Origin of the sequence: Mumia quercus (assembly GCF_025506335.1) — a bacterium.
Classification (GTDB): domain Bacteria; phylum Actinomycetota; class Actinomycetes; order Propionibacteriales; family Nocardioidaceae; genus Mumia; species Mumia quercus.
In genome coordinates, this window is record NZ_JANZYO010000001.1 from 488,789 (window position 1) to 502,234 (window position 13,446).

The 13,446-nt window shown below is 71.0% G+C and carries 15 protein-coding genes and 1 riboswitch; of the genes, 10 read left to right on the plus strand and 5 right to left on the minus strand.

Annotated features, from left to right (window positions below; translation table 11 throughout):
• Nucleotides 1-17 precede the first annotated feature (17 nt).
• From NYZ95_RS02335 to NYZ95_RS02345, 3 genes are read right to left on the minus strand one after another with little or no spacing between them, the layout of a single operon-like run.
• Nucleotides 18-608 carry a GNAT family N-acetyltransferase gene (locus NYZ95_RS02335; protein ID WP_262848300.1) on the minus strand — a complete coding sequence of 197 codons (591 nt, stop codon included), beginning with the start codon at nt 606-608 and terminating at the stop codon, nt 18-20.
• Between the two features lie 45 nt (nt 609-653).
• Nucleotides 654-2,129: an alpha,alpha-trehalose-phosphate synthase (UDP-forming) gene (locus NYZ95_RS02340; RefSeq protein WP_262848302.1), complete on the minus strand. Its 1,476-nt coding sequence runs from the start codon at nt 2,127-2,129 to the stop codon at nt 654-656.
• 50 nt (nt 2,130-2,179) lie between these two features.
• On the minus strand, nt 2,180-3,172 hold the full coding sequence (locus NYZ95_RS02345; protein WP_262848304.1) for a Gfo/Idh/MocA family protein: 993 nt from the start codon (nt 3,170-3,172) through the stop codon (nt 2,180-2,182).
• 89 nt (nt 3,173-3,261) lie between these two features.
• Here NYZ95_RS02345 and NYZ95_RS02350 point away from each other — a divergent pair, with 89 nt between their 5' ends.
• The 3 genes from NYZ95_RS02350 to NYZ95_RS02360 are packed head-to-tail and all read left to right on the plus strand — an operon-like array spanning nt 3,262 to nt 5,764.
• Nucleotides 3,262-3,570: a DUF3263 domain-containing protein gene (locus NYZ95_RS02350; protein ID WP_262848306.1), complete on the plus strand. Its 309-nt coding sequence runs from the start codon at nt 3,262-3,264 to the stop codon at nt 3,568-3,570.
• Between the two features lie 11 nt (nt 3,571-3,581).
• Complete coding sequence (locus tag NYZ95_RS02355; RefSeq protein ID WP_262848308.1) at nt 3,582-4,094, plus strand: LytR C-terminal domain-containing protein; 513 nt, start codon at nt 3,582-3,584, stop codon at nt 4,092-4,094.
• A gap of 35 nt (nt 4,095-4,129) precedes the next feature.
• Nucleotides 4,130-5,764: an alpha/beta hydrolase gene (locus NYZ95_RS02360; protein WP_262848310.1), complete on the plus strand. Its 1,635-nt coding sequence runs from the start codon at nt 4,130-4,132 to the stop codon at nt 5,762-5,764.
• A 20-nt stretch (nt 5,765-5,784) separates the two neighbouring features.
• Here the strand turns inward: NYZ95_RS02360 and NYZ95_RS02365 are convergent, their stop codons facing one another.
• The gene (locus tag NYZ95_RS02365) at nt 5,785-6,258 is read right to left on the minus strand and encodes a CPBP family intramembrane glutamic endopeptidase (RefSeq protein ID WP_262848312.1); all 474 of its coding nucleotides are present in this window, start codon (nt 6,256-6,258) and stop codon (nt 5,785-5,787) included.
• Between the two features lie 36 nt (nt 6,259-6,294).
• Between NYZ95_RS02365 and NYZ95_RS02370 the strand changes: the two genes are divergently transcribed.
• The 5 genes from NYZ95_RS02370 (at nt 6,295) to NYZ95_RS02390 (ending at nt 9,440) form a co-directional block, all read left to right on the plus strand.
• Nucleotides 6,295-6,420: a hypothetical protein gene (locus NYZ95_RS02370; RefSeq protein WP_262848314.1), complete on the plus strand. Its 126-nt coding sequence runs from the start codon at nt 6,295-6,297 to the stop codon at nt 6,418-6,420.
• A 50-nt stretch (nt 6,421-6,470) separates the two neighbouring features.
• Nucleotides 6,471-7,319 (plus strand): trehalose-phosphatase, encoded by an 849-nt coding sequence (otsB, locus tag NYZ95_RS02375; RefSeq protein ID WP_262848315.1) that lies wholly within the window; start codon nt 6,471-6,473, stop codon nt 7,317-7,319.
• A gap of 132 nt (nt 7,320-7,451) precedes the next feature.
• A riboswitch (SAM riboswitch) is annotated at nt 7,452-7,594 on the plus strand.
• Between the two features lie 9 nt (nt 7,595-7,603).
• Complete coding sequence (thrC, locus tag NYZ95_RS02380; RefSeq protein ID WP_262848317.1) at nt 7,604-8,878, plus strand: threonine synthase; 1,275 nt, start codon at nt 7,604-7,606, stop codon at nt 8,876-8,878.
• Between the two features lie 9 nt (nt 8,879-8,887).
• Nucleotides 8,888-9,166, plus strand: a complete 279-nt coding sequence (locus NYZ95_RS02385) for a ubiquitin-like small modifier protein 1 (protein ID WP_262848319.1) — start codon at nt 8,888-8,890, stop codon at nt 9,164-9,166.
• A 73-nt stretch (nt 9,167-9,239) separates the two neighbouring features.
• Nucleotides 9,240-9,440 carry a cold-shock protein gene (locus tag NYZ95_RS02390; protein WP_262848321.1) on the plus strand — a complete coding sequence of 67 codons (201 nt, stop codon included), beginning with the start codon at nt 9,240-9,242 and terminating at the stop codon, nt 9,438-9,440.
• A 23-nt stretch (nt 9,441-9,463) separates the two neighbouring features.
• Here the strand turns inward: NYZ95_RS02390 and NYZ95_RS02395 are convergent, their stop codons facing one another.
• Nucleotides 9,464-10,360, minus strand: a complete 897-nt coding sequence (locus NYZ95_RS02395; RefSeq protein WP_262848323.1) for an EamA family transporter — start codon at nt 10,358-10,360, stop codon at nt 9,464-9,466.
• Between the two features lie 72 nt (nt 10,361-10,432).
• On the opposite strand from NYZ95_RS02395, the gene NYZ95_RS02400 reads away from it, so the two are divergent.
• Together NYZ95_RS02400 and groL are read left to right on the plus strand one after the other, a co-directional pair.
• Nucleotides 10,433-11,377 (plus strand): LysR family transcriptional regulator, encoded by a 945-nt coding sequence (locus NYZ95_RS02400; RefSeq protein ID WP_262848325.1) that lies wholly within the window; start codon nt 10,433-10,435, stop codon nt 11,375-11,377.
• Between the two features lie 175 nt (nt 11,378-11,552).
• Nucleotides 11,553-13,184: a chaperonin GroEL gene (gene groL, locus NYZ95_RS02405; RefSeq protein ID WP_262848327.1), complete on the plus strand. Its 1,632-nt coding sequence runs from the start codon at nt 11,553-11,555 to the stop codon at nt 13,182-13,184.
• The last annotated feature ends 262 nt before the right edge of the window (nt 13,185-13,446 follow it).

A 13,446-nucleotide genomic window follows, 5' to 3' on the forward strand; every position in this document is an offset into this window, starting at 1 on the left:
CGCCGCCCGGCCGTGGCTCAGCGGGCGAGGGCGGCACGGAGTCCGTCGCGGACCTGTGGCCACTCGTCGTCGACGACGCTGTAGAGCACCGTCGTACGGAACGACCCGTCCTTGCGGGGCTTGTGCTTGCGCAGCATGCCCTCCTTGGTCGCGCCGAGCCGCTCGATCGCAGCCTGCGACTGCGTGTTGCGCTCGTCGGTCTCCCACGCCACCCTTACGGCGCCGAGGGTGTCGAACGCATGGGTGAGGAGCATCAGCTTGGCCTCGGTGTTGATGCCGCTGCGTTGGAATCGCTCGCCGAGCCAGGTGGCGCCGATGAGCAGCGAGCGACGCTCGGGGCTCACGTCGTACATGGTCGTGATGCCGGCGAGGTCGCCTGACTTCGTGTCGATCTGCGCCCAGGCGTTGGTGTCGGGCATGGTGAGGTAGCGCTGCACCACGGCTTCGGCCTCCGCGAGGGTCGTCGGCCGGTCGAACGACATCCACTCGAAGACGGAGTCGTCCTGCGAGGCTGCCAGCACCCCCTCGGCATGGTGGGGACGCAGCTGCGTGAGGGTGACGTGATCGCCGAACATGTCCTGGGCTTCGTACCACTGACTCGGTCGCATGCGTTCGACCCTAACCGGGGCGTCGGAGGCCCCCGCGCGGGTGGCTCAGTCGACCGGTCGGGTCCGCTTGCCGTGCGGCTCGCGGATCTTCTCCAGCTCCTCGAGGAAGCGGTGCGCCCACTTGTCGATGTCGTGCTCCATGACGTGGCGACGCATCGCGCGCATCCGCTTGGCCTTCTCCTTCGGCGGGTCGGTGATCGCCTTGAGCATCGTGGCCTTCATCCCGTTGATGTCGTACGGGTTGACGAGGTAGGCCTGCTTGAGCTCGGCGGCGGCACCGGCGAACTCGCTGAGCACCAGCGCCCCGGTCTCCTCGTAGCGGCACGCGACGTACTCCTTGGCGACGAGGTTCATCCCGTCACGCAACGGCGTCACGACCATCACGTCGGCAGCGCGGTAGAGGGCCGCCATCTCGGTGCGCGGGTACGAGGAGTGCAGATAGGTGATCGGCGGCTGGCCGATCCGCCCGACGTCACCGTTGATGCGGCCGACGAGGCGGTCGATCTCGTCGCGCAGGCGGCGGTACTGGTCGACGCGTTCCCGCGAGGGCGGCGCCACCTGGACGAAGACGGCGTCGGCGGGGTCGAGGAGACCCTCCTGCGCCAGCTCGCCGAACGCGCGCAGGCGCTGCGGCATCCCCTTGGTGTAGTCGAGACGGTCGACGCCCAGGAGCACGAACTTGGGGTTGCCGAGGCTCTCGCGGATCTCGTCGGCGCGGGCCTGCGTCTCAGGTCGCCGTGCGAGCTCTTCGTACGAGTGCGAGTCGATCGAGATCGGGAACGCCTTGGCGACGACCGTACGGCCGTCCTCCAGGTAGATGGTGTCGCGGTGCGTCTTGTGACCGACGCGCATGCGGACGAGCCGGACGAAGTTCTGCGCGCCGCCGGTGGTCTGGAAGCCGACGAGGTCCGCGCCGAGCAGGCCCTCGAGGATGCGGCGGCGCCACGGCAGCTGGGTGAACAGCTCGGCCGGCGGGAACGGCACGTGCAGGAAGTAGCCGATCCGCAGGTCGGGGCGCATCTCGCGCAGCATCTGCGGGACGAGCTGGAGCTGGTAGTCCTGGACCCAGACGACGGCCGAGGGCTCGGCGATGGTGGCGGCGTACTCGGCGAAGCGCCGGTTGACGGCGACGTAGGCGTCCCACCACTCGCGGTGGAACTCCGGTGTCGCGATGACGTCGTGGTAGAGCGGCCAGAGCGTCGCGTTGGAGAAGCCCTCGTAGTACTCCTCCACCTCCTGCTCGTGGATCGGGACGGGCACCAGCTGCATGCCCTCGTGGTCGAACGGCTCCAGCTCCTCGTCGGGGGCGCCGGTCCAGCCGATCCACGCGCCGCCCTGCTTGCGCAGCACCGGCTCCAGCGCGGTCACCAGGCCGCCGGGGGAGGTCCGCCAGGTGGTCGAGCCGTCCGGCATCTGCACGCGGTCGACCGGCAGCCGGTTGGCGGCGACGACGAACGCCGCAGAGCCCTCGTGCCCCCGCAGGCTGTTGATGACCTTGTCGGATCCACGTACGTCGCTCATGGGCTCGACCTTATCGGCCGACACCGCGCGCAGGCAGTGGACGGAGGAGGTCAGCCCGTCGTCGCACCGACCTGCGCACGGATCTCGTCCATGAGCGCCATGATCTCCACCGTCTCGTCCAGCGGCAGGAGCGACGACTCGGTACGCCCGCCGCGCAGGCAGCGGCCGACCTCGAGGATCTCGTGGGCGTAGCCCTCGCCGAGGACCGGCACGGTGATCTCGTCGGACTCCCAGTAGCGGGCGTACGTGAAGGCCCGCGGGTTGTTCATCGGCCCCGCGACCTCGATCCTGCCGCCGTCCCCGGCGATCGACGCCCGGCCGTCGGACCAGGCGACCTGGGTCCACGAGATCGACGCCACCGCCCCCGACGCGTACCGCAGCGTCGCGCCGCCGTTCAGGTCGACGCCAGTGTCGCTGAGCGCGGCCGAGGCGCTGATCTCGTCCGGCCTGCCGAGCACGAGGTAGGCGAACGTCAGCGGGTAGATGCCGATGTCGAGCAGCGCGCTGGCGCCGAGCGCGGGGTCCCAGAGGCGGGCCTTGTCGGCGGGGGCGGAGAAGCCCAGGTCCGCGCGTACCTGCCGCACCTCTCCGCAGGCGCCCTCGCTGACCATCTCGAGCATCCGGACGACGTTGGGGTTGAGGCGCATCCACATGGCCTCGGCGAAGAACAGCCCGCGCCGGCGCGCCTCGTCGACGAGACGCTGGGCCGACGGTGCGTCCAGGGTGAGCGCCTTCTCGCAGAGCACCGCCTTGCCCGCCTCGAAGCACGCGAGAACGTCTTCGGTGTGGCGCCCGTGCGGCGTCGCGACGTACACGACGTCCACGTCGGGGTCGCCGAGCAGGTCCTCGTACGACCCGTACGGACGCGGCTGCGTCGTGGCGTCGGTGTACTCGTCGGCGAAGGCGCGCGCCGACGACAGCGACCGTGAGCCGACGGCGTGCAGCGTCGCGTCGTCGAGGAGGGCCAGATCGCGTGCGAAGCTGTGGGCGATGTCGCCGGTGGCGAGGATGCCCCAGCGGATCGGAGCGGGGTCGGACGTCATGGCGGCCATCCTCGCGCTCGGGGCTCGTGCGCGCCACGCCGGGCCGCAGCGAATACCAACGATGTCATTCGCACACCTACGATGGACCCATGGGAGCCGCTCCGGACACACCGTCGTCGGACGTGCCGTCGCGGGCGGCACGTGCGGACAGCCTCACCGAGCGTGAGCAGACCATCCTCGCCTTCGAGCGCTCGTGGTGGAAGTACGCCGGCATCAAGGAGCAGGCGATCCGCACGGAGTTCGGGTTGTCGGCGACCCGCTACTACCAGGTCCTCAACGCCCTCATCGACCGTGAGGCCGCGCTCGCCCACGACCCTCTGCTCGTCAAGCGCCTCCGGCGGATGCGCGAGTCGCGTCGCCGTACGCGCTCGGTGCGGCGCCTGGACGCCGACGCGTAAGGAGGCCAGCGGTGGACGGACGACGCAGGGTCGCGCAGCGCACGAGGATCTCGCCGAGGGCGGTGCCTTCGGTCGCGGTCGTCGGCGCGCTGGTCGTGCTCGCGCTGGCGACCCTCGGCCTTCTGGTGAGCAACGACCCGGAGGAGGCCCCCGCGGCGGCGCCTCCGTCGGCTCGTACGCCCGCGCCGAGCCCGACTCCCAGCCCTGAGCCCGTGGCGACGCCCGCGCCGACGACGCCGGCGCCGACGACGGCAGAGGTGCCGCGGGCGTTCGTCGAGGTCTACAACAACTCGCGGGTCAGCGGCCTGGCCGACGCCACCGCCGCACGCGTCGAGGACGCCGGCTGGAAGGTCGTCGGCGTCGACAACTGGTACGGCAAGATCCCGCAGTCGACCGTCTACTACCCCAAGAAGCTCGAAGACCAGGCGAAGCGGCTCGCGAAGGATCTCGACATCGGTCGCGTCCGGCCGGCGATCGAGCCGATGAAGTTCGACCGGCTCACGGTCATCCTGACCGGCAGCTGACGCCGCGTCCGCCCACACGTCAGTACGCTCAGGGCGTGCGTCGCCTCGTCCCCTACACCCTCCCCGGTGCGTACGGGGCCGTGCTGCTCGGGTGTCTCGCGTTCACGCCGTCGCTGCTGCCACGTCCTGCGGTCTTCCAGGGCCTCGTCGCCGGCGTCAGCTCTGCGCTCGGCTACGGGGTCGGCGTCCTCGCGGCGTACGTGTGGCGCGAGCTCGTCGACCGGGACGCCCACCCCGCGCAGCGCCGGTCCTGGATGGTCTTCGCCGGCGTGGCCACGGTCGCCCTGGCGACGTCGCTCGTGCTCGGACGGATGTGGCAGAACGAGATCCGCGCCCTGATGGGCATGGAGCGCGAGCCCTGGCCGTGGCTGCTGACGATCCCGCTCGCGTGGGGGCTGGTCACCCTGCTGCTGATCCAGGCGGGGACGGGCCTGCGGTGGCTCTACCGCAAGCTCGTCCGGCTCCTCGACCGCGCGCTCGGGGAGCGTGCCGCCAAGGTGCTCGGCCTCCTCGTGGTCGCATGGCTGCTGATCGGGGCGATCGACGGTGTGCTGTTCGACCGGCTCCGCTCCACCGCCGACGAGGTCTTCTCCTACCGCAACACCATCACGCCCGACGGCGTCGAGCAGCCGACGGAGCCCGAGCGGTCGGGGAGCGCGGACTCGCTGGTCGCGTGGGACAGCCTCGGCCGCGAGGGGCGGGTGTTCGTCGCCTCGGGGCCGCGGGCCGAGGAGATCACGGCGTTCACGGGACGTCCTGCCCGCGAGCCCGTACGCGTCTTCGCCGGGCTGGAGTCCGGCGAAGACTTCTCCGAGCGGGCAGCGCTCGCCGTCGAGGACCTCGTCCGGGCCGGCGGGTTCGCGCGGTCGCGCCTCCTCGTCGTCACCACGACCGGGTCGGGGTGGGTCGAGGAGACGTCGGCGTCGAGCTTCGAGTACCTCGCGGACGGCGACTCGGCCGTCGTCGGCATGCAGTACTCGTCGTTCCCGTCGTGGATCTCCTACCTCGTCGACCAGGAGCAGGCGCAGAACTCTGGGCGCGAGCTGTTCGACGCGGTGTTCGCTCACTGGTCGGCGATGCCCGTCGACGCCAGGCCCGAGCTGTACGTGTTCGGGGAGAGTCTCGGTTCCTTCGGCGGCGAGGCGGCGTTCTCCGGCGCGTACGACGTCGCGAACCGCACGGACGGGGCGCTGTTCGTCGGCCCGCCGAGCTTCAACCCGCTGTGGAGCCGCTTCGTCCGCGACCGCGACTCCGGCACGCCCGAGGTGCTCCCGGTCTACCAGGACGGCCGTACGGTGCGGTTCGCGCGGCGGACGTCGGAGCCGATCGCCCCCGCCGACGAGCCGTGGGACGGCACACGAGTCCTCTATCTGCAGCACGCCTCGGACCCGATCGTCTGGTGGAACACCCAGCTGCTCATGACACGGCCCGACTGGCTCCGCGAGGAGCGGGGCCCGGACGTGCTCCCGTCGGTGCGCTGGATCCCGCTCGTGACGTTCTGGCAGGTGACCGCCGACATGGCGCTCGGCACGGAGGTGCCGCCCGGCTACGGGCACAACTACGCGGGCGAGCACGTGGACGCGTGGGCGACGATCCTGCGGACCCCGCAGTGGTCGCCCGAGAAGTCGCAGCAGCTCCGCGCGCTCGTCGCGCCGGGCGGGGACGCGTAGCCGCGAGCGGTCACGGTCGCTCAGCGGCTCGCGACGTACGTCGCCACGGTGCCGGCGGCGTTCGCCGCCCAGTGCAGGCCGGCGGGCGCGAGGAGGCTCCCGCTGCGCTCGCGCGCCAGAGCGAGCACGACGCCGGCCAGACCCGTCGCGATCACGATCGCGAGCATCCCGAGGGCGGCCGTCACGACAGACGATCCGACCGTGCCGGCGACGGCCTCGTTGCCGTCGAGCGCCGCGCCCGCCGAGCCGAGGTGCCACAGCCCGAAAAGGACGGACGACACGACGACGGCCGCGCGTACGCCGTGGTCACGGCGCACCATGCCCTGCACGACCCCGCGGAACACCAGCTCCTCGAGGAGCACCGTGTGCAGCGGGATCACGAGCAGCACCCGTACGGCCAGGTCCGGGACGGAGTCGGGTGCACGGTCGTCGACCAGCAGGTCCCGAGAGGCGGGGACGGCGAGCGCCACCGCGTACGCGAGCGTGGACGCCACGACGGCTGCGACCGCCCACCGCGTACCGGCGCCGAGGTGGTCGCCACGACGGCGGCGACCGTCGACGCTGCGAGCGGGAGCGCGGCCAGCGCGACGGCGGTGAGCACGATCGCGACGCCGACGGCGGCGTACGAAGGGGCCCGGGTCACACCGGCATCGTAGGGTTGGTGACTCCCGGATCGTCGCTGATCGACGCCTGAAATGATGGAGGCATGTCCCTTCCGGCGGCCCTGGAGCCGCACCCGCGCACCGATGCGGGTGCCTCCGCCCTCGCGTCCCTGCTGGCCGATCCGCAGCAGACGATGCTCGCGTTCGACTTCGACGGCACGCTCGCTCCGATCGTCGACGACCCCCAGCGCGCGCACGCGAGCGCACGCTCGGTCGATGCGCTGGAGCGGATCGCCCCGTGCGTGGGCAAGCTCGCGGTCGTCACCGGGCGGCCGGTCGAGGCCGCGGTGCGGCTGGGTGGCTTCGCCGACCGCGACGGGCTCTCGCGGATGACGATCCTCGGCCAGTACGGCACCGAGCGCTGGGACGCCGACACCGGTGAGTCCTCCGTGCCCCCGCCGCCGGAGTCCGTGGCGCTCGTCCGCGCCGCGATCCCCGAGCTGCTCGCCGAGCTGGGCATCGAGGGCGCCCGCCTCGAGGACAAGGGCCACGCCGTCGTCGTGCACACCCGGGGTCTGGCCGATCCGGCCTCCGCACAGCAGCAGATGTCCGAGCCGCTCGCCGAGCTGGCGCGCCGCCACGGCCTGGCTGCGGAGCACGGCCGCTACGTCATCGAGATCCGTGACTCGTCGATCGACAAGGGCGCCGCGTTGCGGAGCCTGGTCGCCGAGACGGGGACGCGGACCATCGTGTACGCCGGCGACGACCTGGGGGACCTGCCCGCGTACGCGGCGCTCACGGCGATGCGTGAGGCCGGCGAGGCCGAGGTGATGCTCATCGCGGTGGCCTCGGAGGAGCAACGTGCCCTCATGCCCCGCGCCGACCTCGTCGTCCACGGTCCCGACGAGCTCTCCGAGTGGCTCGAGCGGCTCGCCGAGGTCCTCGGCTGCTGATTCCGTGCTGCCCGGTACGCGTTGGTCGTTCCGTGGTCACGCCGCGCGATGGCGTGACCACTCAGCGACCGATGCGTGTCCACATCCTGGACTGAGTAGACGGTATGTGAGACGGCCGCGTACGCTGAACCCAGCTCATCACGAGGGGCGGAGGGACACGGCCCGACGAAGCCCCGGCAACCACCTGGTGTGAGACTCGCGATCCCGCGAGGCCGCCACCGGGCATGGTGCCAAATCCGTCCTGTGGCGACAGTCGCGCGCAGGGAAGATGACGAGGAGGCCTCGTGAGCGCGAGCACGCTGGAAACCCCCGACTGTACGTCTGTCCGCGAGGGCGCCTTCGGCAACGCGACCGGCCTGGTGTGCCGCGCGTGCGGCGCCCAGCAGGAGCTCGGTCCCCACTACGCCTGTCTCGAGTGCTTCGGCCCGCTCGAGGTCGCGTACGACTTCCCGGCGATCACCCGGGCGCAGATCGAGGCGGGCCCGAAGAGCATCTGGCGCTACCAGCCGCTGCTGCCGGTCCCGGCCGACATCGCCGCGTTCCCCAACACCGACCCCGGCTTCACGCGCCTGGTGAAGGCCGACAACCTCGCCCGCGAGCTCGGCATCAAGACCCTGTGGGTCAAGGACGACTCGGGCAACCCGACGCACTCCTTCAAGGACCGCGTCGTCGCCGTCGCCCTGTCGGCCGCCCGCGAGCTCGGCATGAAGGTTCTGGCCTGCCCGTCGACCGGCAACCTCGCCAACGCCGTCGCCGCGGCCGCCGCCCGCGCCGGCATCAAGAGCGTCGTGTTCATCCCGGAGAACCTCGAGCGGCCGAAGATCCTCACCACCGCGGTGTACGGCGGCACGCTCGTGGCCGTCCGCGGCAACTACGACGACGTCAACAAGCTCGCCAGCGAGATCGCCGGCGAGGAGGAGGGGTGGGCGTTCGTCAACGTCAACGTCCGTCCGTACTACGCCGAGGGGTCCAAGACGCTCGCGTACGAGACGGCCGAGCAGCTCGGGTGGCGTCTGCCGGAGCAGGTCGTGATCCCGGTGGCGTCCGGATCGCAGCTCACCAAGGTCGACAAGGGCTTCACCGAGCTCGGCAAGCTCGGCCTCGTCGACGCCACCCCGTACAAGATCTTCGGCGCCCAGGCGACCGGCTGCTCGCCGGTCGCGCAGGCGTTCCGCGAGGGCCACGACGTGGTCCGCCCGGTCAAGCCCGACACCATCGCCAAGTCGCTCGCGATCGGCAACCCGGCCGACGGGCCGTACGTGCTCGACACGTGCCGCCGTACGGGCGGTGCGGTCGAGGACGTCACCGACGACGAGGTGCGTGACGGCATCCAGCTGCTGGCGCGCACGGAGGGGATCTTCGCCGAGACCGCCGGTGGTGTCACCATCGCGACCCTGAAGAAGCTGCTCGCGACCGGTCAGCTCGACCCGGAGGCCGAGACGGTCGTCTTCAACACCGGCGACGGCCTGAAGACCCTCGACGCGATCGCCGACCGTGTCGGTCCCGCCGCCACCATCGACCCGACCTACCCCGCGTTCACCGCCGCGGGCCTCGTCTGAGAGGACACCATGAGCGTCTCCGTCCGCATCCCCACCATCTTGCGCACCTACACGAAGGGTGAGTCCGAGGTGAGCGTCGACGGCGAGACCGTCGCCGCCGTGATCGATTCCCTGGAGGCCTCGTACCCGGGGATCAAGGCGCGCGTGGTGGACGAGACCGGGGCGATCCGCCGGTTCGTGAACGTGTACGTCGGCACCGAGGACGTGCGGTTCTCCGAGGGCCTCGACACGGCCGTCCCGGCGGGTCAGCAGGTGTCGATCATCCCCGCCGTCGCGGGCGGCTGCTGACCCCGCGCTGCGGTAGTTTCTTCGCACTCCGAGGCCCGAGAGGGTGGGCCTCCCGGCACGACTGGAGTGCGCAATGGCGCAGGGCACCGTCAAGTGGTTCAACGCTGAAAAGGGTTATGGGTTCATCGCGATCGACGGCCAGGACGACGTGTTCGTGCACTGGTCAAAGATCCGCGCCGAAGGCTACAAGTCGCTCGACGACGGGCAGTCCGTGACCTTCGAGGTCGTCGACGGTCCCAAGGGTCGCGAGGCGCACGAGGTCGTCCCCGGCTGACGTGGACGGAGCGGGCCCGCACCTCACGTCGAGGTGCGGGCAGCCAGTCGGCCGCGGCGGCCCCGGGTGGATCCTAGAAGGACGCCCGCGATGACCACGGCGCCGGAGAGCAGCTCGAACCGGTCGAGACGCTCGCGCAGGAACACCGCGCTGGCGCTCATGCCGACCACGGGCACGAGCATCGAGAAGGGCGCCACCGTGCTCGACGGGTAGCGCGCCATGAGCACCGTCCACAGGCCGGAGCCGACGACCGTGCCGATCACGACGGTGTAGGCGATGCCGAGCACCGCGGGGAGCGCCTCGGCGGTGAAGGCGGTCGCGAGCGACGCACCGATCGCCGACGGCCCCTCGACGACGAGCGACAGGGCGAGCATCGGCACCGGCGGCACCACCGCCATCCAGAGCGTCAGGTGGAGCGGGTTCGAGGGACGGGCCTGCCGGTTCGCGAGGTTGCCGAACGCCCATCCGAGGGCCCCGAGGAGGGTGAGCGCGACCGGCAGGAGGGCAGCGGTCTGCGAGCGGTGCCACGCGACGCCTGCCAGTCCGAGGATCGCCAGGCAGATCCCGAGGACCTGGCGACCGGTGAGCCGCTCGCGCAGAAGGACGCCCGCCAGGACGACCGTGAAGGGGGCGGACGCCTGGAGGACGAGGGAGGCCAGTCCGGCCGGCATCCCGGCACGCATCCCTGCGTACAGGAAGACGAACTGTGCGATGCCGAACCCCGCCCCGTACGCCAGCAGCCAGCGCAGCTTCACGTCCGGCCGTGGGACGAGGAGGATCGTGGGCACGGCGAGCAGGCTGAACCGCAGGGCGACGCAGAACATCGGCGGGAAGTGCTCGAGCGACGCGTGGATCGCCAGGAAGTTCAGGCCCCAGCAGATCGCGACGAGGACGGCGAGCAGACGGTCACGTGCAGTCACCTCTCGAGGGTGAGGCCGGGCGACCTTTCAGCACAATCAATTAATCATGCAATGTTCTTGTAGCATCGCTACATGGACGCCTGGGACGTCACACGCCTCGCGCTGCTGCGCGAGCTCGCCGACCGGGGGAGCATCACCGCCGTGGCGGCCGCGACGTACCGCACCCCGTCTGCGGTCTCGCAGCAGATCAAGGCCCTCGAGCGTGAGCTGGGTGCCGTCCTCGTCGAACGCCGCGGTCGTGGTGTCCGGCTGACCGAGGCGGGCGCCCTCCTCGCCGCGGGCGCGGGGGAGATCGCCGAGGTGGTGGCCCGCACGCGTGCGCGCTTCGAGGAGTTCCGGGGCGCGGTCGAGGGCGAGGTGAGCGTGACCGCCTTCCCCAGCGGCGCCGAGATGCTCCTGGCGCCCCTCGCCGGGAGGGTCGCCGCCAGCGATCCGGGCATCCGGCTTCGGCTGAGTGACCTCGACCTGGCGGAGTACGAGCTCACCGACGCGACGGCGGACCACGACGTCGTCCTCGGGCACTCGGTCGTCGCCCTCCCCGACGGGCGCGAGTCAGGTCTGCGGGTGACGCCGCTGCTCCGCGAGCCGTTGGACGTGGCGGTGCCGGAGGGCCACCGCCTCGCCGGACGCGAGCGCGTACGCCCCGAGGACCTGGTCGCAGAGCGCTGGGTCGGCGTCCCCGCCGGGCACCCTTTCGACCTCCTGCTGCCGGCCCTGTCGGTCGACGGGTCGGCCCCGCAGGTCGCTCAGCGCTTCCTCGACAACCACGTCGTCGCGGCCTTCGTCGCCGCCGGGCAGGGGATCGCGCTGCTGCCGCGGTTGTGGGCCAAGTCGGCGCAGGTGCGGGGCGTCCGGCTGCTCGGCCTCGACGGGGTGCGCGCGGGCCGGCACGTCTTCGCGTTGTCACGGCCCGACCGCGCCGAACGCGCCGCCGTACGCCGCGTCCTCACCCTGCTCGAGGAGGTCGCCGCAGAGCGCGCGGCACCGGACGAGGCCGACCGCCCTTTGCACTCGTGAGGAGCGAGTGCTAAAAAGGGCCTTAGCACTCGTCTCGTACGAGTGCCAACGTACGAACGGCTCAGGCCGATGAGGTCCGAAGGTCGCGACGAGAAGGGATCGTCGCGGACGCGGGTCGTCCGTCGCGGGCATCGTCCTGGACCATCCACCTCTACGCGGAGGAATCGCGGGAGACATGCCGAAGACCATTGCATTCAACGAGGAAGCCCGCCGCGGCCTCGAGCGAGGGATGAACACCCTCGCCGACGCGGTGAAGGTGACCCTCGGCCCGAAGGGCCGCAACGTCGTCCTCGAGAAGAAGTGGGGCGCCCCCACCATCACCAACGATGGTGTGAGCATCGCCAAGGAGATCGAGCTCGAGGATCCCTACGAGAAGATCGGTGCCGAGCTCGTCAAGGAGGTCGCCAAGAAGACCGACGACGTCGCGGGCGACGGCACCACCACCGCCACCGTGCTCGCCCAGGCGCTCGTGCGCGAGGGCCTGCGCAACGTCGCGGCCGGCGCCAACCCGATCGCGCTCAAGCGCGGCATCGAGAAGGCCGTCGAGGCCGTCTCCGCCCAGCTGCTCGGGATGGCCAAGGACATCGAGACCAAGGAGCAGATCGCTTCGACGGCCGCGATCTCGGCTGCTGACCCGACGGTCGGCGAGATCATCGCCGAGGCGATGGACAAGGTCGGCAAGGAAGGTGTCATCACCGTCGAGGAGAGCAACACCTTCGGTCTGGAGCTCGAGCTCACCGAGGGCATGCGCTTCGACAAGGGCTACATCTCGCAGTACTTCTACACCGACCCCGAGCGCATGGAGGCGGTGCTGGACGATCCCTACATCCTCATCGCGAACTCCAAGATCAGCTCGGTCAAGGACCTCGTCCCCGTCCTCGAGAAGGTCATGCAGTCGGGCAAGCCGCTGCTGATCATCGCCGAGGACATCGAGGGCGAGGCGCTGGCCACCCTGATCGTCAACAAGGTCAAGGGCACCTTCAAGTCGGTCGCCGTCAAGGCACCGGGCTTCGGTGACCGCCGCAAGGCCATGCTGACCGACATCGCCATCCTCACCGGTGGCGAGGTCATCAGCGAGGAGGTCGGCCTCAAGCTCGAGAACGCCGACATCTCGCTGCTCGGCACCGCGCGCAAGGTCGTCGTGACCAAGGACGAGACCACCATCGTCGACGGCGGTGGCTCGGAGGACCAGATCACCGGTCGCGTGAACCAGATCCGCGCCGAGATCGAGAACTCCGACTCCGACTACGACCGCGAGAAGCTGCAGGAGCGCCTGGCGAAGCTCGCCGGCGGTGTTGCGGTGATCAAGGTCGGCGCGGCCACCGAGGTCGAGCTCAAGGAGCGCAAGCACCGCATCGAGGACGCCGTCCGCAACGCGAAGGCGGCCGTCGAGGAGGGCATCGTCGCCGGTGGCGGCGTGGCGCTCGTCCAGGCCACCGCTGCGGCCTTCGAGAAGCTCGAGCTCGAGGGTGACGAGGCGACCGGCGCGGCCATCGTGAAGTCGGCCTCGACCGCTCCGCTGAAGCAGATCGCGGTCAACGCCGGCCTCGAGGGCGGCGTCGTGGCGGAGAAGGTCCAGGGCCTCCCCGCCGGCCACGGCCTCAACGCGGCGACCGGCGAGTACGTCGACCTCATCGCCGAGGGCATCCTCGACCCGGCCAAGGTGACCCGCTCGGCGCTGCAGAACGCAGCCTCGATCGCGGCGCTCTTCCTCACCACCGAGGCCGTCGTCGCCGACAAGCCCGAGAAGAACGCTCCGGCCATGCCGGGTGGCGACATGGGCGACATGGGCGGCATGGGCTTCTGATCTGAGCCCGAGCCTCTCGCTCACGCACCGCGTACGACGCCCCGTCGGTCTTCGGACCGGCGGGGCGTCGTCGTACGTCAGGGTGGGGTGAGCACCATCGGTGTGCCGTCGCTGTCGTGGCCGAGCTGGGGGGTGCCGATGCGGTTGGGCGAAAGGAACAGTTCCGTTCGCGCCCCGCTCGCCACATCCACTGCAGTGACCGCGCCCGGCGTGCCGCCCTGGTCGCCGCCCGAGCGGCCGGCGACCAGCCGCGTGCGGCCGT

Coding starts and splice junctions, on each gene's coding strand:
- NYZ95_RS02335 (WP_262848300.1), bottom strand. CDS start 608: ATGCGACCGAGTCAGTGGTACGAAGCCCAGGACATGTTCGGCGATCAC.
- NYZ95_RS02340 (WP_262848302.1), bottom strand. CDS start 2,129: ATGAGCGACGTACGTGGATCCGACAAGGTCATCAACAGCCTGCGGGGG.
- NYZ95_RS02345 (WP_262848304.1), bottom strand. CDS start 3,172: ATGACGTCCGACCCCGCTCCGATCCGCTGGGGCATCCTCGCCACCGGC.
- NYZ95_RS02350 (WP_262848306.1), top strand. CDS start 3,262: ATGGGAGCCGCTCCGGACACACCGTCGTCGGACGTGCCGTCGCGGGCG.
- otsB (WP_262848315.1), top strand. CDS start 6,471: ATGTCCCTTCCGGCGGCCCTGGAGCCGCACCCGCGCACCGATGCGGGT.
- NYZ95_RS02385 (WP_262848319.1), top strand. CDS start 8,888: ATGAGCGTCTCCGTCCGCATCCCCACCATCTTGCGCACCTACACGAAG.
- NYZ95_RS02390 (WP_262848321.1), top strand. CDS start 9,240: ATGGCGCAGGGCACCGTCAAGTGGTTCAACGCTGAAAAGGGTTATGGG.
- NYZ95_RS02400 (WP_262848325.1), top strand. CDS start 10,433: ATGGACGCCTGGGACGTCACACGCCTCGCGCTGCTGCGCGAGCTCGCC.
- groL (WP_262848327.1), top strand. CDS start 11,553: ATGCCGAAGACCATTGCATTCAACGAGGAAGCCCGCCGCGGCCTCGAG.